General features: G+C 59.4%; 19 protein-coding genes. 10 read left to right on the top strand and 9 right to left on the bottom strand.

Going from position 1 to position 18,818, the window contains the following annotated elements; all coding sequences use genetic code 11:
• Positions 1-3: 3 nt before the first annotated feature.
• The 4 genes from mgrA to ACA074_RS01235 all read right to left on the bottom strand — a co-directional run bounded on the left by mgrA (position 4) and on the right by ACA074_RS01235 (position 6,028).
• Entirely contained in the window at positions 4-1,011 is a 1,008-nt protein-coding gene (gene mgrA, locus ACA074_RS01250) for an L-glyceraldehyde 3-phosphate reductase (RefSeq protein ID WP_497678297.1), read from the bottom strand.
• Positions 1,008-2,170 (bottom strand): IS3 family transposase gene (locus ACA074_RS01245; RefSeq protein ID WP_497677316.1). Its coding sequence is split into 2 segments (ribosomal slippage): positions 1,008-1,915 and positions 1,915-2,170, totalling 1,164 coding nucleotides; the frame shifts between segments, so codons are not numbered across the junction. The genes mgrA and ACA074_RS01245 overlap by 4 nt, the downstream gene beginning before the upstream one ends.
• 311 nt (positions 2,171-2,481) lie before the next feature.
• On the bottom strand, positions 2,482-3,801 hold the full coding sequence (locus ACA074_RS01240; RefSeq protein WP_497678296.1) for an LLM class flavin-dependent oxidoreductase: 1,320 nt from the start codon (positions 3,799-3,801) through the stop codon (positions 2,482-2,484).
• 1 nt (position 3,802) lies between these two features.
• Positions 3,803-6,028, bottom strand: a complete 2,226-nt coding sequence (locus ACA074_RS01235) for a TonB-dependent receptor (RefSeq protein ID WP_497678295.1) — start codon at positions 6,026-6,028, stop codon at positions 3,803-3,805.
• 205 nt (positions 6,029-6,233) lie between these two features.
• Here ACA074_RS01235 and ACA074_RS01230 point away from each other — a divergent pair, with 205 nt between their 5' ends.
• A complete protein-coding gene (locus ACA074_RS01230) occupies positions 6,234-7,271 on the top strand; it encodes a LacI family DNA-binding transcriptional regulator (protein WP_497678294.1) in 1,038 nt (345 codons plus the stop codon).
• 15 nt (positions 7,272-7,286) lie between these two features.
• On the opposite strand, the gene ACA074_RS01225 is transcribed toward ACA074_RS01230, so the two are convergent.
• From ACA074_RS01225 to ACA074_RS01215, 3 genes are all read right to left on the bottom strand, one after another.
• Positions 7,287-7,751, bottom strand: a complete 465-nt coding sequence (locus ACA074_RS01225; RefSeq protein WP_497678293.1) for a type II toxin-antitoxin system HicB family antitoxin — start codon at positions 7,749-7,751, stop codon at positions 7,287-7,289.
• The gene (locus tag ACA074_RS01220; protein WP_187679391.1) at positions 7,748-7,930 is read right to left on the bottom strand and encodes a type II toxin-antitoxin system HicA family toxin; all 183 of its coding nucleotides are present in this window, start codon (positions 7,928-7,930) and stop codon (positions 7,748-7,750) included. Before ACA074_RS01220 ends, ACA074_RS01225 begins: the two co-directional genes overlap by 4 nt.
• 128 nt (positions 7,931-8,058) lie before the next feature.
• Positions 8,059-8,949, bottom strand: a complete 891-nt coding sequence (locus ACA074_RS01215; RefSeq protein ID WP_401264819.1) for a LysR family transcriptional regulator — start codon at positions 8,947-8,949, stop codon at positions 8,059-8,061.
• A 130-nt stretch (positions 8,950-9,079) separates the two neighbouring features.
• On the opposite strand from ACA074_RS01215, the gene ACA074_RS01210 reads away from it, so the two are divergent.
• The 5 genes from ACA074_RS01210 to ACA074_RS01190 all read left to right on the top strand — a co-directional run bounded on the left by ACA074_RS01210 (position 9,080) and on the right by ACA074_RS01190 (position 11,356).
• Positions 9,080-9,820 (top strand): SDR family oxidoreductase, encoded by a 741-nt coding sequence (locus ACA074_RS01210; protein ID WP_497678292.1) that lies wholly within the window; start codon positions 9,080-9,082, stop codon positions 9,818-9,820.
• Between the two features lie 32 nt (positions 9,821-9,852).
• Positions 9,853-10,359 carry a DUF1097 domain-containing protein gene (locus tag ACA074_RS01205; protein ID WP_497678291.1) on the top strand — a complete coding sequence of 169 codons (507 nt, stop codon included), beginning with the start codon at positions 9,853-9,855 and terminating at the stop codon, positions 10,357-10,359.
• Between the two features lie 30 nt (positions 10,360-10,389).
• Positions 10,390-10,527 carry a hypothetical protein gene (locus tag ACA074_RS01200; protein WP_401264813.1) on the top strand — a complete coding sequence of 46 codons (138 nt, stop codon included), beginning with the start codon at positions 10,390-10,392 and terminating at the stop codon, positions 10,525-10,527.
• A gap of 75 nt (positions 10,528-10,602) precedes the next feature.
• Complete coding sequence (locus tag ACA074_RS01195) at positions 10,603-11,070, top strand: DoxX family protein (RefSeq protein WP_497678290.1); 468 nt, start codon at positions 10,603-10,605, stop codon at positions 11,068-11,070.
• 25 nt (positions 11,071-11,095) lie between these two features.
• Entirely contained in the window at positions 11,096-11,356 is a 261-nt protein-coding gene (locus ACA074_RS01190) for a hypothetical protein (RefSeq protein ID WP_187679386.1), read from the top strand.
• Positions 11,357-11,380: 24 nt separating this feature from the next.
• Here ACA074_RS01190 and betT read toward each other — a convergent pair whose 3' ends face one another.
• Complete coding sequence (betT, locus tag ACA074_RS01185) at positions 11,381-13,342, bottom strand: choline transporter BetT (RefSeq protein WP_497659614.1); 1,962 nt, start codon at positions 13,340-13,342, stop codon at positions 11,381-11,383.
• A gap of 454 nt (positions 13,343-13,796) precedes the next feature.
• On the bottom strand, positions 13,797-14,723 hold the full coding sequence (gene epsC / locus ACA074_RS01180; protein WP_497678289.1) for a serine O-acetyltransferase EpsC: 927 nt from the start codon (positions 14,721-14,723) through the stop codon (positions 13,797-13,799).
• A 190-nt stretch (positions 14,724-14,913) separates the two neighbouring features.
• Between epsC and ACA074_RS01175 the strand changes: the two genes are divergently transcribed.
• The 4 genes from ACA074_RS01175 to tcyN all read left to right on the top strand — a co-directional run bounded on the left by ACA074_RS01175 (position 14,914) and on the right by tcyN (position 18,412).
• Positions 14,914-15,906, top strand: a complete 993-nt coding sequence (locus tag ACA074_RS01175; RefSeq protein WP_497678288.1) for a D-cysteine desulfhydrase — start codon at positions 14,914-14,916, stop codon at positions 15,904-15,906.
• A gap of 235 nt (positions 15,907-16,141) precedes the next feature.
• The gene (gene tcyJ, locus ACA074_RS01170; RefSeq protein ID WP_187679383.1) at positions 16,142-16,942 is read left to right on the top strand and encodes a cystine ABC transporter substrate-binding protein; all 801 of its coding nucleotides are present in this window, start codon (positions 16,142-16,144) and stop codon (positions 16,940-16,942) included.
• A gap of 50 nt (positions 16,943-16,992) precedes the next feature.
• Entirely contained in the window at positions 16,993-17,658 is a 666-nt protein-coding gene (gene tcyL, locus ACA074_RS01165) for a cystine ABC transporter permease (RefSeq protein WP_187679423.1), read from the top strand.
• A 4-nt stretch (positions 17,659-17,662) separates the two neighbouring features.
• On the top strand, positions 17,663-18,412 hold the full coding sequence (gene tcyN, locus ACA074_RS01160) for an L-cystine ABC transporter ATP-binding protein TcyN (protein ID WP_187679382.1): 750 nt from the start codon (positions 17,663-17,665) through the stop codon (positions 18,410-18,412).
• Positions 18,413-18,818: the final 406 nt, after the last annotated feature.

The following is an 18,818-nucleotide window of genomic DNA, read 5'->3' as shown; positions in this document are numbered from 1 at the left end:
TGATCACTCCGCCGTCGAAGGCTTCTCCCAAAGATTGATCCCACCCTCTTGGGCAAACCCGTCAATCTCCGCCAATTCCTCAGCACTGAAGCTCAAATTCTTCAACGCCCCGACGTTCTCGATAATCTGCTCCGGCCGGCTCGCGCCGATCAGGGCCGAGGTCACGCGCGGATCACGCAGCGTCCACGCCAGCGCCAGTTGCGCCAGGCTCTGGCCGCGACGCTTGGCGATCTCGTTCAACGCGCGCACGTGGGCGATGTTGGCATCGGACAAGTGCGAAGCCTGCAACGAACCACCGCCCGGACGATTGACCCGCGCATCCGCCGGCACGCCGTTGAGGTATTTGTCGGTCAGCAGCCCTTGCGCCAATGGCGTGAAGGCGATGACGCCGGTGCCGAGTTCATCGGTGGTATCGAGCAGATCCTTTTCCACCCAACGATTGAGCAGGTTGTACGCCGGTTGGTGAATAAGCAGCGGCACTTTCCATTCTTTGAGCAGCGCGGCGATCTCGCGGGTTTTCACCCCGGAATACGAGGAGATGCCGATGTACAACGCCTTGCCCTGCTGCACCGCCGTGGCGAGGGCGCTGGCGGTTTCTTCCAGCGGAGTGTCCGGGTCGAAGCGGTGCGAATAGAAGATATCCACATAGTCCAGACCGAGGCGTTGCAGGCTCTGGTCGAGGCTGGCCAGCACGTATTTGCGCGAGCCGCCGCCCTGGCCGTAAGGGCCGGGCCACATGTCCCAACCGGCCTTGCTGGAGATGATCAGTTCGTCGCGATATTGCTTGAAGTCCTCGCGCAGCAGGCGACCGAAGTTGATTTCGGCACTGCCGTACGGAGGGCCGTAGTTGTTGGCCAGGTCGAAGTGGTTGATCCCCAGGTCGAACGCGGTGCGCAGCAAGGCGCGCTGGGTCTCGATCGGCGTGCTGTCGCCGAAGTTATGCCACAGCCCCAACGACAGCGACGGCAGCACCAGACCGCTGCGGCCGACGCGGCGGTATGTAGTGGTCAACCAATCCCGGACACGACGTTAAGTTCTTCCTCGGCCCGCGCTGGTGCCAACCCCTCGTTGAACTGGTGAGGCCGAATCCAGTTGTAGCGATGCATCAAAAAGTGGCTGATATCGCGCTGTGCTTCCTGCGCAGTTCGATAGCCCACGGTCGGTATCCATTCTGTTTTCAAGCTACGAAATACGCGCTCCATCGGTGCGTTATCCCAGCAGTTTCCTCGTCGACTCATGCTCTGACGCATGCGGTATCGCCACAACCGCTGGCGAAAGAGTCGGCTTGCATATTGCGATCCCTGGTCCGAGTGGAATAGCAGATCCGAAGGCCTGCCACGCTGCTCGTAAGCCATATCCAGCGCTTTGATCACCAACTCAGCGTCTGGCTTTTCCGACAGCGCCCAGCCCACGATCCGACGCGTACAAAGATCCAGGACGACAGCCAGGTAATGCCACTTTCCTTGTGCCCAAATGTAGGTGATATCGCCGCACCAGACTTGATTGGGCGCAGGCACGTCGAACTCGCGATTCAATGTGTTCGGGATATCCAGTCTTTCTACTGTTGCTCGTTTGTAGGCATGGGAGCCGGGTTGTTTGCTGACTAAATCAAGCTCGCGCATCAAGCTACGCACTTTGAATCGACCGAGTTGCTCACCGTCTTCACGCATCAGTGACAGGATGCTGCGACTGCCCGCAGAGCTGCGACTTTGCGAGAACAGCTCACTTACGCGACTACGCAATCGAAGCCGTTCGACATCCGGCGTGCGGCGCCGCAGGCGCTGGGCGTAGTAACACGAGCGAGTGACGTCAAACACCTTGCACAGCCAATCAACCGGCTCATGTGCCCTCAACTGGTCAATCAGCGCGAACGCTCGTGATCTTCCGACATCAAGAGCGCGGTAGCCTTTTTTAGTATTGATTTCTCTCGCTCAAGCCGAGCAATCCGGGCTTCCAGCTCCTGAATTTTTTGCTGTTCCGGAGTCAGTGCCTTGCTCTGCGGAGTGACGCCTTTATGTTCTTTCTGAATCTGGTCAACCCAGCGGCGCAATGCCGACTCACCAATGCCGAGCGAACGGCTGGCTTCGATGTAGCTGTAGTTTTGTTTGAGCACAAGGTCAGCAGCCTCGCGCTTGAATTCAGGAGTAAAGGAGCGGCGTTGTTTAGTCATCTGACACCTCGATCTGGCGAGCATTCTCGCCTAAATGGGTGTCCGGTTTCATTAGACCACTACAGTATGGGATGGAGTCGTAGCGGTTTTCGGCAGCGGTGTAAGTCATCGAATCCTCTCTTGTTTGTCTTTTAGTCATCTGAAACCGGACACCCTTTGTGGCGAGGGGATTTAGCGAACCGTCGCACCGCCCCGATCGGCTGCGAAGCAGTCGCAAATTCAGTAAACCCCATATACCTGACAGACCGCGATTTCAGGTTTTGGGGCGGCTCCGCCACCCATCGGGGATAAATCCCCTCACCACAAAGTGTTTATACAAATCTGTTTTCTGGTCGAGCCAGGCCAAGATTCTGGCGCAGCGTCCGACCTTCATACTGTGTTCTGAACAACCCACGCCGTTGCAGTTCCGGCACCACGCCATTGGCGAAGTCTTCGAGCCCGCCAGGCAGATGCGGTACCAGCACATTGAAACCGTCCGCCGCGCCCTGTTCGAACCATTCCTGCAAACGGTCGGCAATCTGTTCAGGCGTGCCCACCACACTGTAATGCCCTCGCCCACCGGCAATCTTGCGGCCCAGTTCAACGAGCGTCAGGTTCTCCCGGCCTGCCAGTTCGGTCAGCAGTTTTTGCCGACTCTGCTGACCACTGTCGGTCAGCGGCAGCTCCGGCAGCGGCCCGTCCAGCGGGTACTTCGACAAATCGAAGTTGCCCAGCATACGCCCAAGCAAGGCGACGCCAACTGCGGGTTCGACTAATTGCTGAAACGTTTCACATTTTTCCTGCGCTTCGGCTTCCGTCTGCCCGACAACCACGAAAACCCCGGGCATGATTTTCAGCGAATCCGTGCTGCGTCCGTGCTTGCTCAAGCGTCCCTTGAGATCGCTGTAAAACGCCTGAGCGCTGGCCAGTGAAGTTTGCGCGGTGAATACCACCTCAGCCGTTTGCGCCGCCAGTTCGCGACCGGTTTCAGAGGAGCCGGCCTGGACAATCACCGGTTGTCCCTGCGGCGAACGCGCGACATTCAGCGGACCTTTGACCCGAAAGTGTTCACCGACATGATCCAGCACATGCAGTTTGCTCGGGTCGTAATACTCACCGCTGGCCTTGTCGCGGTGAAAGGCATCGTCCTCCCAACTGTCCCAGAGCCCGGTGACCACCTGATGAAACTCGCGGGCGCGGCTATAACGCTCGGCATGGCCGATGTGTTGATCTCGGCCAAAATTCAGCGCTTCGGCGGCGTTGTCCGAGGTCACCAGATTCCACCCCGCGCGCCCACCGGACAGGTGATCCAGCGAAGCGAATTTACGCGCGACGTGATACGGCTCGTTATAACTGGTGGTGGCCGTAGCGATCAGGCCGATGTGCTCGGTCACCGCACTTAGCGCCGAAAGCAGTGTCAGCGGTTCGAAGTGATCCGAACGGGCCATGCGGCTGGCGATGTCCTGGGTCGGCGCGGCCACGCTGTCGGCAACGAACAGCGTATCGAACTTCGCCGCCTCGGCAATCTGCGCAAGGCGTTTGTAATGGGCGAAATCCAGCCCGGCGTTGGCCGGTACTTCCGGATGACGCCACGCGGCGACGTGGTGCCCGGTGGCCATAAGAAATGCGCCGAGTTTCAGCTGTCTGCTCATCTTAAAAATCCTTGCGCAGTTGCACGCCGAAGTAGCGTTCGTCATCCCGTGGCACGGCGCGATAGATGTAGTTGCCGCCGCTGGCCAGCAGTGGCGAATAGGACTTGTCGGTGAGGTTCTTGCCCAGCAACGCCACGCGCCAGCCGTTGCTGTAATCCGCTAAAGCCACGCTGGCGTTCCACAGGCCGTAGGCGCCTTGCTTGGTGTCGGCGTTCTGGCTGATGTCGTACTGCACTTCGCTCTGCCAGCTGTAGTCAGTGCCGAGTTCGATATCCAGGCCGTTGTCGAGCGGGATGGTGTAGTCGGCGCGCACGTAGCTTTTCCAGTCCGGGCTGAACGGCAGCGGTTTGCCGTTGACGTTGCACGATGCCGCCGCGCCGGCCGGGCAGGCGAATTCGTCGATGCGTGCGCGGGTGTAGGCGAGTGCGCCGGAGAATTTCAATTGCTGGCTCGCCTGCAAGGCGTAATCGAGTTCGACGCCTTCTGTGCTGACGCTGCCAGCGTTGATCAGGCGCGTCACCACTTGCCCGGCGACGGTGTCGAAAAAATTGGCCTGGTAGTTGTCGTAGTCGCTGTGGAAAACCGCGAGGTTGGTGGTCAGGCGATTGTTCCACGACGTGGCTTTGATCCCCGCCTCCCAAGTGTTGGAGGTTTCCGGTTTCAGCGCTTCGGTGTCGCGCGGCTGCATGTTGAAGAACACGTTGTAGGCCGGGCCTTTGTAGCCGCGCGAGTAGGTCAGATACGTGGTGACCGCGTCGCTCAAGTCGTACTGCACGCCGAGTCGACCGGACCAGCCGTCCTCGTCCACCGAGCCGGAACTGCTGGTCGCCGGTTGAATGCCGCTGACGGTGGTCGCCGAGGTGGAGACGCGTCGGTGATCGTATTCCAGATCATCGTGGGTGTAGCGCAGGCCGGCGATACCGCGAAAGTCCGGGGTGAAGTTCAACGTCGCTTCACCGAATGCCGCGTAGCTGTCGCTGGTGGTGCTGTAGTCGGCAACGCCTCGGTCGGTGCGCGTGGTGGTGGTCAGTGTGCGCTGATAGGTTTCGTCGTCTTTGCCGTGCATGTAAAACAGGCCGCCGACGTATTCGAGGAATTCGCCTTTCGGCGAGGCCAGGCGCAGCTCCTGGGAGTATTGGTCGAAGGCCAGATCGCCCTTGTCCGCTGTGCCGGGGAACGCCGCAGTCACCGTGCCGAGTCGGTCGCCATCCTGATACTGGGTGTTGTTCCAGCCACGCCATGCGGTAATCGACGTCAGGGTGTAATCGCCCAGTTGCCAGTCGAGCTGGCCGGACAAACCTTTGTTGATGTCCTCGACGTGGCTGCGGGTGTCGGTATTGATGTCGCGGTTGTGGCTGGTGGCATTGACCGGGCTCAACGCATTAGCGAAGGCCGGGGTCAGGGATTTGCCCACCACGCCATTCGGACCGTCATCGTGGGACTGCATGTAATCGGCGATCAGGGTGAAGGTGACGTCATCGTTAGGGGTGAATTCGAGTTTGCCGCGCACGCCGCGATGGTTGTAGCCGTTAACCTCCTGACCGTTGTATTGGTTGTCGACGTTGCCGTCGTAGCTGCCGAACAAGGTGCTGATCGAGCCCTTGAGCGTGTCCGGAATCAGGCTGCCGCCAATGCCGAAGCGGGTGCGGCTCTCATTGCCGCTGTAGTACGACTGATCGATGTAGCCGTGGGTCTCGGCGGTCGGCGCCTTGCTGGTGATATTGAGCACACCGGCCGAGGCGTTCTTGCCGAACAGCGTGCCTTGCGGGCCGCGCAAGACTTCGACGCGCTCCAGATCCAGCAGGTCGAGCGTGGACTGGCCGGGACGTGCATACACCACGCCGTCGATCACCGTGGCCACGGTCGGCTCGACGCCGGGCGAGGTGGAAATCGTGCCGACGCCCCGCACGAACAGTGAGGTGTCCTTGTTCGATGCACCGGTACGGAAATTCAGCGACGGCACTTGCTGGACGATGCTCGCCACGCCGTTGCGGTTGTCGCGTTCAAGCTGTTCGCCGTCGATCACCGACACCGCCACCGGCACCTTTTGCAGCGATTCTTCGCGGCGGGTGGCGGTGACCGTCACGGACTTGAGTGTCGGCTCCTGACCAGTGCTCTCAGCCGCGAAAGCATCGGCCAGCGGCAACGCCGCCAGCCCCGTGAACAGCCAGCCCGCAGCGCGAATCGATTGCGCCAGTTTGTGTGTCGCCCCAGGAATGTTGTGCATGTTTGCCCGCTCGAAAATGGCCCTGAACCGCTGCCGTTCTGCGACGACAGCGCCTGTATCGGTGTCTTGGGCATTCGCTCGAGCGAGTAGCAGACATTGCGCTTTGTTAGCGCTAACATCGCCAGTATTGGCAAGCCCGACATAGAGCGTCCAATACTGAAAAATTACTTTTATATGCGTTTTGGTTTTTAAGAAGGATCGCGCCATGAACGAAGAAAAGCCCCGCAAACGCCGTGGCGCCGGGCGCGTGACCCTGAGTGCGGTTGCGCGAGAGGCTGGCGTTTCAGCGATCACCGTGTCGCGTTACTTCAATCTGCCGGAGCAAGTCTCGCCGGAGCGCCGCGAGCGGATTGCTGCGGTGGTGGCCGAGTTGGGTTATGTGCCGAATCTGGTGGCCGGTGGTTTGGCTTCGGCGCGAGGGAAAATCGTTGGCATGGTGATTCCGAACATCTCCGGACCGATCTTCGCCAACACCATTCAGGGCTTCAGCGATACGCTTAGCCGTCACGGTTATCAGCTGCTGCTGGCGTCGAGTTACTTCAGCACCGAACTGGAAGAAAACGCCGTGCGAGCGTTTCTTGGCTGGTCGCCGGGAGCACTGGTGCTGACCAGTCATTTCCACAGCGCTGGCACGGAAAAGATGATTGCCGAGGCGGAGATTCCGGTGATTGAAACCTGGGATTACCAGCCGGAACGCCAGCCGATGCAGATCGGTTTTTCGCATTTTGAAGTGGGTGTCAGCGCCGCTCGATATCTGTACGACAAAGGTTATCGACGTATCGCTTTCGTACAGAACAGCGCGCCCGGCGACCTCAGTGCACTGGAACGCCGCGACGGTTATGCCGCGACTGTGCGCGAGTTCGGACTGCAACCATGGGTGTTCGCTCCGGACGCTGATCGCGCGCCGTTCGAAGCCGGCAAACAGGCAATGGAAGTCTTGATGAACGCCCATTCCCGCCCCGACGCAATCATCTTCGCCAACGACAACCTCGCCGCCGGCGGCCTGCTAGCGGGCCAACGTGCCGGCATCAGAATCCCCGAAGACTGCGCCATTCTCGGCTTCGGTAATTACCCATTTGCCGAGATGCTATTGCCGAGTCTGAGCACCATCAAACCGCCGGCGCTGGAGATCGGTGTGCTTGCCGCGACGCGGGTATTGGAAAGCCTTGGAGTGTTGCCGAGCGACGATGTGCAACGCCTGAATCTGCTGCAATGCACAGTTATCGAACGCGAAAGCACCTGATCGGTGGGAGCGCCGTCAGGTCGACAATTCGCGCAAGGCAGCCGCAGCCAGAAATCCGGAGCGGGAGCTGTAGCGCTGATCGCGCCGTACCGTCTGGTCAATACGCTCCAGCAGTTGCTCAGGCAGCGTGGCGTTGAAGCGCACCGACTTGCCGAAATAAGGCGTGATATCAAAGTCGACCACACCCCAGATGCCGCCAGCGTAATCCGGGTTATCGAGATGAACATCGATTTCCCGCACTTGCGGCAAAGGCGCGCCATCAGCAACCAATCCCTCGTAATGCAGGGCCAGTGCCTCCTGGGTGTTTTCAAACGCTTCGGCTACCGTAACGCCTGCGGAGAAGCACCCCGGTACATCCGGGACAATCACTCCGTAGTCCGAGTCGGCATCCTTGTGCAGAACGACCGGGAATTTCATGTGGCTGAATCCTTCCTCTGACAGGTCCTCAAAAGGACTTTCGTTTCCAGTCACGGGCTTCATTTCAGGCCCGCCTGTTTCAATATGCTATTGATCGTACCCTTCGGAAGATCCGAATCCGGATGCTTGATCGTCACCCTCCCTGGCTTGTGCGGATGCTTGTATTGATGGTGGCTGCCTTTCACCGCAACCAGATACCAACCATCCTCTTCGATCATCCTGATCATTTCCCGACTACGCATATCCTTCGCCCTGTTCGCCAGCAATGACTGCTGAGTTTACGACTGGCAAAGAATTTTCAATACACACCATACACACTAAGAAAATATTAGTGCATTGTGCAGTCGTGCACTTTTTCACCGATCAGCGGCTAGCCCGCGTCAGCAAACACTTCCCCCAACCAATCCACAAACACCCGGACTCGTGGCGACATGTGTCGGTTGTGCGGGTACAGCACAGATACCGGCATCGGAGGGGGTGGCGTGTCGATGAGGATTTCCTGCACCACTCCCTGAGCAATCAGCGTTTCCATCCGGTAATGCGGGCACTGGATCAGACCTAGCCCGGCGATGGCTGAGGCGGCGTAGATTTCGGCGCCGAACACCGACAGCGCGCCATCGATGGCGACTTCCTGCAGTTCGCCGTCGACCATGAATTCGAAGGGAAACAACTTGGCCGTGGTGCGCGAGACGTAGTTCACCGCGCGATGGTTTTTCAATTCGGAGAGGTTCTTCGGCTCGCCGTATTGACGCAGGTAAGCCGGGCTGGCGCAGGTGATCTGGCGCAGGTTGGCGACTCGCTTGCCGATCAGGTTGGAGTCGCCAAGCGTCCCGGCGCGCAGCACGCAATCGACGCCTTCGGCGATCAGATCGACGAAGCGGTCGGCCTCGCTGATCGACAGTTCGATGTCGGGGTAACGCTCCATGAATTGCGGCAGCGCCGGGATTACAAAATGCTTGGCCAGCGTCCCGTGCAGATCCACCCGCAGCCGTCCTTTTGGCGCCACGCCGCGAAACGCCAATTCGGCCTCCTCCAGTTCCGCGAGCAATTGCACACAGCGTTGGTAGTAAGCCTCGCCGTCCAGTGTCGGCCGCACTTTGCGCGTGCTGCGCTCCAGCAAGCGAGTGCCGAGCCAGGCTTCAAATTGATTGAGGGTATGAGTCAGTGTCGCCCGTGGCAGGTTCAGGTCATCGGCCGCCAGGGTGAAGCTGCTGCGCTCGTAGATCCGCACGAACACCTTCATTGCTTTGACTTGATCCACGGCGCTTTCCCCGGCTTTTGATTGTTGGCGATTTTTGAACAGTCAAGGCAACTCTCGTGCATTTATCGGCGTGAGTAAACATGTGAAATTGGCTCCAAACCCAATCAACACCTGCACAAGGATCATCGCCATGACTCAGCAAACTTCGAAAGTCGCCCTCGTAACCGGTGCTTCTCGCGGCATCGGCGCCGTGATTGCCAAGCAACTGGCCAGCGAAGGATTCGCTGTCGCCATCAACTATGCGAGCAGCGCCAGTGAAGCCTCGAAACTGGTGGTGGAGTTGCGCCAGGCCGGGCATCAGGCCATGGCGGTCAAGGCCGATGTCGCCAATGCCGGCGACGTGCAGCGCATGTTCGATGAGACCGAGGCGCAACTGGGCAAGATCGATGTACTGGTGAACAACGCCGGCATCCTCAAGGTGTTGCCCTTGGCGCAACACAGCGACGAACTGTTCGAGCAGAACTTCAACATCCACGCTCGCGGCACTTTCAATACCCTGCGCGAAGCAGCGACACGCTTGAACAGTGGCGGGCGGATCATCAATTTCTCCAGCAGCACCGTCGGCATGAACCTGCCGGGTTACGCGGTGTACATCGCCAGCAAAGCAGCGGTGGAGTCGCTGACCCAGGTGTTCGCCAAGGAAATGCGCGGACGCAACATCACCGTCAATGCCGTGGCACCGGGCCCGGTCGCTACTGAGTTGTTTCTGCACGGCAAGAGTGAAGAGCAGATTCAGACCTTCGCCAAGATGCCTCCGCTGGAACGCCTGGCTCAGCCAGAAGACATTTCCCGCGTCGTGTCCTTCCTGGTCGGCCCGGATTCGGCTTGGGTCAACGGGCAAGTCCTGCGCGTCAACGGCGGCCTCGTCTGAGCGGCCTCACCCGGGCAAAGGAGAAGAAAATCATGAGTCATCCAGCCAATACCGCCCGCACCGGGCAATCGAAACTGATGTTTACGCTGTTCACCGCGGCGGCTGCCGCCACTGCCGCACTGGCGGCCGGTTCCAGCCTGTTGCTGACCCTGCCAGTCTGGGCGATGTTTGTCGGTTGGGTCGCGTTCTTCAGTCGTGGCCTGACCTTGCGCGACGGCCTGGTGAACCTCGGCTGTGTGCTGATGGGCATCGCCTTCGGCATGGCTGCGGCGCTGAGCATCGGCGCCCTGACGCCCACGTTGGGCCTGTTTGCCCTGCCGGTCGTGGTGTTTGTCGTGGCAATGGTCGTGGTGTCGCTGCGTGCCACCCGGACGATGAACAACCTCGTCGCTTACTTTCTCGGCCTGATCGCCTACTTCGCCTCGCACCTGGAACCCTCTCTGGAAAGCTTCGTTGAACTGGGCGGCGCCGGCGCCCTCGGTTCCTTCGCCGGCTGGTTGTCCCACGTCGCGCAACAACGCCTTCCTCGTCGCGCCTGAAACCAACCTCACTGTGCAGAGATCAACGCCATGAAATCCGTCATTCTGATTACCGGTGCCTCCAGCGGTTTTGGTGCACTGACCGCCCGCTCGCCCGCCGATCGGGTACGCGCCGAGATGTTCCGCCGCATCGGTCTGGAAGACCTGCTGAAACCGACGCTGCGCTAATGCCAGCCCTGCCACCGATCGTTCCCATGCTCTGCGTGGGAACGATCATTGATGACCCGTGCCTCGGAGCTCCCCATGCGCCAGAATCCGACCTTGCTTATTCCGGCCCTTGCGCCGTTCTATCGCCTCGGTGAACCCGTTTCCTACGCCCTGTTACGCGCCACGTACGGTGTGATCATGGTGACCCATGGCTTGCCCAAACTGCTGGGTCAATCGCACGGTTCGATGGCCGATCCGATGGCCGCGTCGATCAACCTGATCCAGAACGTCCTGCACCTGCCTGTGCCGGGCCTGATTGGCCTGCTGGTGGCGCTGCTGGAAGGTGTCGGCGGATTGCTGCTGGCCCTGGGACTGGGCACGCGCCTGCTGGCGGCGCTGATGGGTATCCAGATGCTGACGATCGCCAGTATTCTCGGACCAACGTGGCCCTGGATCGACCGTGGCATCGAATACCCGGTGCTGATGGCGTTTCTGTCGTTGTACATCGTGTTTCGCGGAGCAGGACGCTACTCACTCGACCACACTCTAGGTCGAGAACTCTGAAAGTTGCAGTCGCGAGGACGTCGCCATGCACACCACCATCATCATCTTCTTCGGCCTGGTTCTGCTGACCCTGATGCTCTACATCGGCGAGCGCATCGGCTTCAGTCGCCAGACGATGGCGTACAGCTTCGCCGCGCTATGGCTGGCGCTGACGGTGATTAACGGCGCGGTGGGCGTGGTGCATGCCGGCCAGTCCGTGGGGTCGGAACTGGTAATCGGCAGTGCGGTATTTGGCGTGCCGCTGGCGGCGATGGTGTTGTACATGGTGCTGAGCGCCGAGTCCTGAACAGACGCGGCGCCCAGCTCATGATCAACGAACCAAGTGCAGGAACTGCATGTGCCGTTCGTACTGGTCGAGGATGTCGTTGATGATCTGTTCCTTGGTGTAGCCGACCAGATCGTAGTCCTGACTGCCCTCGCTCAAATGCACTTCGGCGCGGTAATAGCGACGGTTGTTGAGCTGCTTGGAGCCCATGCCACCACGGGCGAATGACGGCGTGAAGTAGCCGCGCATCTGCACCTGATAGATGAACGGATGCTGCTCGCCGTGACCGATTTCCAGGCTGACGTTGTCATGCGCCGGATCCGGCTGGGTGACGACGCTCAAGCCTTTCTCGACGAACACCGCCGTCACTTCTTCGATCGCCGGGCGCACGGTGGTGTCCATGAACCGGTACACCTCATCACGCGACGGGAAGTGCACAGCCTGACTCAGGCGCTGTCGCCAACCACCCGTGCCACGCCGCGCACCGGACACCGGTGCCAGCGAATGCAGTTGCGCGATCTGTTTCTGCGACTCGAGATAGAACGCCTTGTGCAGGCCCCACATCATCAACAGCAGAATCAGCGAGAACGGTAACGAGGTCAGCACAACCGCCGACTTCAGCGCATCGATGCTGCCGGAGAACAGCAACGCACTGGTGATCAGCGCGGTCATTGCGCCCCAGAACACCCGCAGCCATTTCGGCCCGTCTTCATCCGGGTTGCCGCCTTTGGCCGACAGTGTCGAAAGCACCACCGTGCCGGAGTCGGCGGAGGTGACGAAGAACACGAAGCTGATGAACACCGTCACGGCGATGACGGTTTTGCTCCACGGGTAGGTTTCCAGCAACAGGTAAATGCTCATCGACGGGTTTTCGATGGCCGACATGCCGAGCGCGCTCATGCCGTGATTGAGCACTTGATCGAGAGCGCTGTTGCCGAAGATCGACATCCACGCCAGGGTGAAACCGAGCGGGATCAGCAGCACGCCGAAGACGAATTCACGGATGGTTCGGCCACGGGAAATCCGTGCGATGAACAGGCCCACGAACGGCGACCATGCGATCCACCAGGCCCAATAGAACACTGTCCAGCCGCCAAGCCAGTCGCTCGGTTTGTCGTAGGCATAGAGGTCGAAGCTCTTCATCGGCAAGGCGCCGAGGTAGTCGCCGACGTTCTGGATCAGGGTGTTGAGCAGGTGCTGGGTCGGGCCGGCGAACAACACAAACAGCAGCAGCGCACAGGCCAGCAGCATGTTGATGTCGGACATCACCCGCACGCCTTTATCGACGCCGGATACGGCAACGATGATCGCCGCGCCCATCATCAGCGTGATCAGGCCGACCTGAATCCACTGGGTGTGAGCGATGCCGAACAGGTAGTCCAGACCCGAGTTCAGGTGCAGCACACCGAAGCCCATGTCAGCGCCAAGACCAAACACCGTGGCGATGATGCCGAAGCCGTCCACCGCGTAGCCGATGGGGCCGTTGATGCGTTTGCCGATCAGCGGATACAGCGCCGAACGCAGGGCCAGTGGCAGGTTATGCCGGTAGGCGAAGTACGCCAGGGCCATGCCGACGAAAGCGAATACGCCCCAGCCGTGCAGGCCCCAGTGCAGAAACAGCACCTGCATCGCCTGACGCGCCGCGTCCGCCGTGCCGGCCTCGCCTTGCGGCGGCTGGAGCATGTGGGTCAGCGGTTCGGACACGCAGAAGAAGAACAGCGTGATGCTGATCCCGGCGGCGAAGAGCATGCCGGCCCAGGACAGATAACTGAATTCGGGCTCGTCGTGGTCGGCACCGAGTTTTATCTTGCCGTAGCCGGATAACGCGGTGACCACCACGAAGACCAGATACAGCGTCATCGCGAGCATGTAGTACCAGCCGACCGTGTTGGCCGCCCAGTTTTGCGCTTCCAGCAGCCAGGCACCAGCCTGTTCCGGCATGGCGATGACCACGAGACCAAACAGCAGAATGACCGTCGCGGCGAAGTAGAACACCGGCGGATTCATGCGTACCAGGCCGCTGGCGGGGGTAGACGATGCACTCATGAAACATGCACCTCGAGGGTTTGAAACGTGGCTGAAATGATCGGACTCAGCAAAGGCAAGCCTCCTGTTGTGAGCGGGCAGCGAACCACCGGTTTAACTTGAATGAACGTTCAAGTTAAACATGGATAGGGCGCCAAGGACTAATCGCACGGCTAAGCGGTAGCTTTCCTACGCTAGCTCAAGGAGGGGTATGACGTGGGTTTGAGTGGATTCGTTCAATAGCCCCTCACCCTAGCCCTCTCCCAAAGGGAGAGGGGACTGATTGGGGGATATTGGGGAGATACGCCGACGTGATCCTGCTGTACCGAATCCATAATCGACTTGGTGCTTCAGGTCGATGTTTGACTCAAGACACCTTGATCGGCCCCCTCTCCCTCTGGGAGAGGGCTGGGGTGAGGGTTAAGCCTCTAAAGCCCTACTTCTGCGTCCCGTCATCATGCTGCAAATTGGCCTGAGTCAAATTGCACCCCGCCGGCACAATTCGAGTCAGCCAGACATTGCCGCCAATGGTCGAACCCTTGCCGATGGTGATCCGCCCCAGAATGGTCGCCCCGGCATAAATCACCACATCGTCCTCGACAATCGGATGGCGTGGATGGCCCTTCTGCAACTGCCCGTCTTCATCCGCCGGGAAGCGCTTGGCACCCAAGGTCACCGCCTGGTAAATCCGCACGCGCTCGCCAATGATCGCCGTCTCGCCGATTACCACACCCGTGCCGTGATCGATAAAGAAACTACGGCCGATCTGCGCGCCCGGGTGGATATCAATCCCGGTGGCCGAGTGGGCGATTTCCGCACTGATGCGTGCCAGTAACGGCAGACCCGCGCGATACAAATGGTGGGCCAGACGATGGTGAATCACCGCCAGAATTCCCGGATAGCACAGCAACACTTCATCGACGCTGCGCGCCGCCGGATCGCCGTGGTAGGCCGCCAGCACGTCGGTGTCGAGCAGCGTGCGCAGCCCCGGCAATGCCAAGGCAAAATCCTGCACGATCTGGATCGCGCGCGTCTCGACTTCGCTGTCGTCCTGCGCGCTGTGGCGGGCGACGTAGCGCAGCTCCAGCCGCGTCTGCGCCAACAGGGCGTTCAACGCCACATCGAGGGTGTGGCCGACGTAAAAATCTTCACTCTCTTCGCGCAGATCCACCGGCCCCAGGCGCATCGGAAACAACGCCCCACACAGCGCTTCGAGAATCTCCGCCATCGCGGCGCGGGACGGCAGCTCTCGACCACCCTGCTCGCCGGAGGCCCGGCCATTCTGGGCACGCCACTGATCCCTCGCGGTGCGCAGTTGGCTGACGATGGTCTGCAATTGCCAATGGCTGGAACGCTCGCTCACGGTAAAGACTCCTCACGGGCGGCCGGACTGTCTGGCCGCGTCAACGGCGACTACTTTACGGCATGCCCCCAAGCGCGAATTAAGAACCGATAGTGCTGGACTCAGTCCATTTGGCTATAAGCGATTCGCGGTTGCCCCTGCAAAAGCGCGTGCCTATAGTCCCTTCATCTTTCTCCGCCAGTACGGACTCATGATCAAACAACAGCTTGACCGCTTTAACCGTCTCGACCTTCTCGGCCAACCGACTCCACTGGAAAAACTCGAGCGTCTGTCCACTTGGCTGGGCCGCGACGTGTACATCAAACGCGACGATCTGACGCCACTGGCCATGGGCGGCAACAAGCTGCGCAAACTCGAATACCTCGCCGCCGACGCGCTGGCGCAAGGCGCCGACACGCTGATCACTGCCGGTGCGCTGCAATCGAACCACGTGCGCCAGACCGCCGCACTGGCAGCCAAACTGGGGCTGGGCTGCGTGGCCCTGCTGGAAAATCCGCTGGGCACCGACGACAGCAATTACACCGGCAACGGCAATCGCCTGCTGCTGGATCTGTTCGATACCAAGGTTGAACTGGTCGACAACCTCGACAACGCCGACGAACAACTCGCCGCACTCGCCGTGCGTCTGCGCAGCAACGGCAAGAAGCCGTATCTGGTGCCAATTGGCGGCTCCAATGCCCTTGGTGCGTTGGGTTATGTGCGTGCTGGTCTGGAACTGGCCGAGCAGATCAAGGACACCGGCCTGGAATTCGCCGCCGTTGTATTGGCCTCCGGCAGCGCCGGCACCCACAGTGGTCTGGCGCTGGCGTTGAGTGAGGCGTTGCCGCAATTGCCGGTAATCGGCGTGACCGTGTCGCGCAGTGAAGAAGCCCAGCGTCCGAAAGTGCAGGGCCTCGCCGAACGCACGGCCGATCTGCTCGGCGTGGCGTTGCCGGCAAGCTTCAAGGTCGAATTGTGGGACGAATACTTCGGCCCGCGTTATGGCGAACCGAATGCCGGGACGCTGTCCGCAGTGAAGCTGTTGGCGAGTCAGGACGCGGTGTTGCTTGATCCGGTGTACACCGGTAAGGCCATGGCCGGGTTGCTCGACGGGATTGGTCGTCAACGCTTCGATGAAGGCCCGATCATTTTCCTGCATACCGGCGGGGCGCCGGCGTTGTTCGCCTATAAGGATTTCCTGTAAGCGGAAGACGAGATCGTTCCCACGCTCTGCGTGGGAACGATCAATATTCCAACAAGGAATAACATTTCAAATATTAAGTATTTTCACGTCTAACGCAGACATCTTATAGTCTCGCCGCAGGCGAATTTCGGGCGAGACGCATAAGCTGCTTTAAGGCAGGATAGCGCTGTCGTTCAAATCACGAATTTGCCTACATTCCTTAAGCGTCTTCCATAAGAAAACACAGGGGCTTGTCATGAATTTTTCCGCACTACGTCGCAATCTGCTGGTCGGTTCGCTAGGTCTTGCGCTGAGCGCCGGTCTGATTGGCCAGGCAGTGGCTGGTGAGCAACTGCAACAGATCAAGGACAAAGGCGTTATCAACGTCGGCCTGGAAGGCACTTATCCACCGTTCAGCTTTGTCGACGAGAACGGCAAGCTGTCCGGTTTCGAAGTCGAGCTTTCCGAAGCGCTGGCGAAAAAACTCGGGGTCAAAGCCAAGATCCAGCCAACCAAATGGGATGGCATTCTCGCTGCGCTGGAATCCAAGCGTCTGGACGTCGTGGTCAACCAGGTGACCATCTCCGACGAGCGCAAGAAGAAGTACGACTTCTCCGAACCGTACACCGTCTCCGGTATCCAGGCATTGGTGCTGAAGAACAAGGAAGCGGCACTGAACATCAAGACCGCTGCTGACCTGTCCGGCAAGAAAGTCGGTGTAGGTCTGGGCACCAACTACGAGCAGTGGGTCCGCGCCAATGTACCGGGTGCTGACGTGCGTACCTATGATGATGATCCGACCAAGTTCGCCGACCTGAACAACGGCCGTACCGATGCCATCCTGATCGACCGTCTGGCCGCACTTGAGTACGCCAAGAAAGCCCCGAAAACCGTAGCCGCCGGTGAAGCATTCTCCCGTCAGGAATCCGGTATTGCCCTGCGTAAAGGCGAGCCTGAATTGCTGGCAGCCCTGAATAAAGCCCTCGACGAACTGCGTGCCGACGGCACCCTTGAGAAGCTGTCCACGAAGTACTTCAACGCTGACGTCACTAAATAATGGAAGTTGGATTTCAATTCGAAGCGCACTTCCCGCAGTTGAGTCAGCAAATCGCCGAAACCACTCAACTGTTGCTGAACTCCGCGCCCTTCCTGCTCAAGGGCGCGTATTTCACGGTGATCCTCAGTCTCGGCGGGATGTTCTTCGGCTTGCTCCTGGGCTTCGGCCTGGCGCTGATGCGCCTGTCGCGCTTCAAATCAGTGAGCTGGCTGGCGCGCGTCTACGTGTCGTTCTTTCGCGGGACACCGTTACTGGTACAGCTGTTCGTGATCTATTACGGCTTCCCGCAACTAGGAATCGAGCTTGATCCGCTGCCAGCTGCGCTCATCGGCTTCTCGCTGAACATGGCCGCTTACGCCTGTGAAATCCTCCGCGCCGCGATCGGTTCGATCGAACGCGGTCAGTGGGAAGCCGCTGCGAGCATCGGCATGACCCGTGCGCAGACCCTGCGCCGGGCCATCCTGCCGCAGGCCATGCGCACGGCATTGCCGCCGCTGGGCAACAGCTTCATTTCGCTGGTCAAGGACACGGCACTGGCCGCCACCATTCAGGTGCCGGAACTGTTCCGTCAGGCGCAGCTGATTACCGCCCGGACTTTTGAAGTCTTCACCATGTATCTTGCCGCCGCGCTGATCTACTGGATTCTGGCCACGGTGCTTTCGCACTTCCAGAACAAGTTGGAAGAGCGGGTCAATCGGCACGACCAGGAGTCCTGACCCCATGATTGTCGTGGAAAAACTGACCAAGCAATTCAAGGGTCAGGTCGTGCTTAACGGCATCGACCTCGAGGTGAAGGAAGGCGAAGTGGTCGCGATCATCGGCCCCAGCGGCTCGGGGAAAACGACGTTCCTGCGCTGCCTGAACTTCCTTGAGGAACCCACCAGCGGCCGGATCAAGGTCGGCGATATCGAGATCGATACCAGCCGCCCGCTGAACCAGCAGCAAAGCCTGGTGCGCAACCTGCGCCAGCACGTGGGCTTCGTGTTCCAGAACTTCAACCTTTTCCCCCACCGCACCGCCCTGGAAAACATCATCGAAGGCCCGATCGTGGTCAAGAAGATGCCGCGCGAGCAAGCCATTGCCCTAGGCATGAAGCTGCTGGCCAAGGTCGGCCTCGCCGGTAAAGAGGACGCCTATCCGCGTCGTCTGTCCGGTGGTCAGCAACAGCGCGTGGCGATTGCCCGGGCGCTGGCGATGGAGCCGGAAGTGATCCTGTTCGACGAGCCGACCTCGGCCCTCGATCCGGAACTGGTGGGCGAAGTGCTGGCGACCATCCGTGGTCTCGCCGAAGAGAAACGCACCATGGTCATCGTCACTCACGAAATGGGCTTCGCCCGCGACGTGGCCAACCGTGTGGTGTTTTTCGACAAGGGCGTGATCGTCGAGCAAGGCGAAGCCAAAGCGCTGTTTGCCAACCCGAAAGAAGAACGCACTCAACAATTTCTCAGCAAGTTCCTGAATCACGCCTGAGAACTTCAAGAAGTAGACACACTGACTTCCACGGATGGAAGTTACCTTTACCCCGCCCTCACCAACCCGCTCAATATATACAAACAAAACATAATCAATGCATTACATATATATGTTCTGCAACAGATGAAACTCGTCTATTACCTACCGAACGCTGAATGCCTGCCTTTAAATAAGTCCGTACACAAACCTTCAAAAAAGCCTGAGTTCCGTGGCCTTATTCACCATAGCACCTAGGCATACGGCTTCGGCAATGTAGGAAAATTCTGATTAACCCGTAATTCACGAATTAACTAACAGCGTCTATTGACACCCCTCCCCGCACACTCTTATCTAGTCGCCAACCGGCACTACTTAGTTAAATCGACGCGCATATAACTTGAACAAATGTTCATTGCTTTATTGC

This window comes from Pseudomonas sp. LBUM1655 (assembly GCF_059716085.1).
This window is presented reverse-complemented; position numbering and strand designations above follow the sequence as displayed.

Excerpts from the sequence above, each read along its gene's own strand:
- ACA074_RS01210 (WP_497678292.1), top strand. The coding sequence starts at position 9,080 with ATGACTCAGCAAACTTCGAAAGTCGCCCTCGTAACCGGTGCTTCTCGC.
- ACA074_RS01190 (WP_187679386.1), top strand. The coding sequence starts at position 11,096 with ATGCACACCACCATCATCATCTTCTTCGGCCTGGTTCTGCTGACCCTG.
- ACA074_RS01230 (WP_497678294.1), top strand. The coding sequence starts at position 6,234 with ATGAACGAAGAAAAGCCCCGCAAACGCCGTGGCGCCGGGCGCGTGACC.
- ACA074_RS01235 (WP_497678295.1), bottom strand. The coding sequence starts at position 6,028 with ATGCACAACATTCCTGGGGCGACACACAAACTGGCGCAATCGATTCGC.
- ACA074_RS01175 (WP_497678288.1), top strand. The coding sequence starts at position 14,914 with ATGATCAAACAACAGCTTGACCGCTTTAACCGTCTCGACCTTCTCGGC.
- ACA074_RS01195 (WP_497678290.1), top strand. The coding sequence starts at position 10,603 with ATGCGCCAGAATCCGACCTTGCTTATTCCGGCCCTTGCGCCGTTCTAT.
- ACA074_RS01240 (WP_497678296.1), bottom strand. The coding sequence starts at position 3,801 with ATGAGCAGACAGCTGAAACTCGGCGCATTTCTTATGGCCACCGGGCAC.
- tcyJ (WP_187679383.1), top strand. The coding sequence starts at position 16,142 with ATGAATTTTTCCGCACTACGTCGCAATCTGCTGGTCGGTTCGCTAGGT.
- ACA074_RS01220 (WP_187679391.1), bottom strand. The coding sequence starts at position 7,930 with ATGCGTAGTCGGGAAATGATCAGGATGATCGAAGAGGATGGTTGGTAT.
- ACA074_RS01200 (WP_401264813.1), top strand. The coding sequence starts at position 10,390 with ATGAAATCCGTCATTCTGATTACCGGTGCCTCCAGCGGTTTTGGTGCA.
- ACA074_RS01225 (WP_497678293.1), bottom strand. The coding sequence starts at position 7,751 with ATGAAGCCCGTGACTGGAAACGAAAGTCCTTTTGAGGACCTGTCAGAG.
- ACA074_RS01205 (WP_497678291.1), top strand. The coding sequence starts at position 9,853 with ATGAGTCATCCAGCCAATACCGCCCGCACCGGGCAATCGAAACTGATG.
- betT (WP_497659614.1), bottom strand. The coding sequence starts at position 13,342 with ATGAATCCGCCGGTGTTCTACTTCGCCGCGACGGTCATTCTGCTGTTT.
- tcyN (WP_187679382.1), top strand. The coding sequence starts at position 17,663 with ATGATTGTCGTGGAAAAACTGACCAAGCAATTCAAGGGTCAGGTCGTG.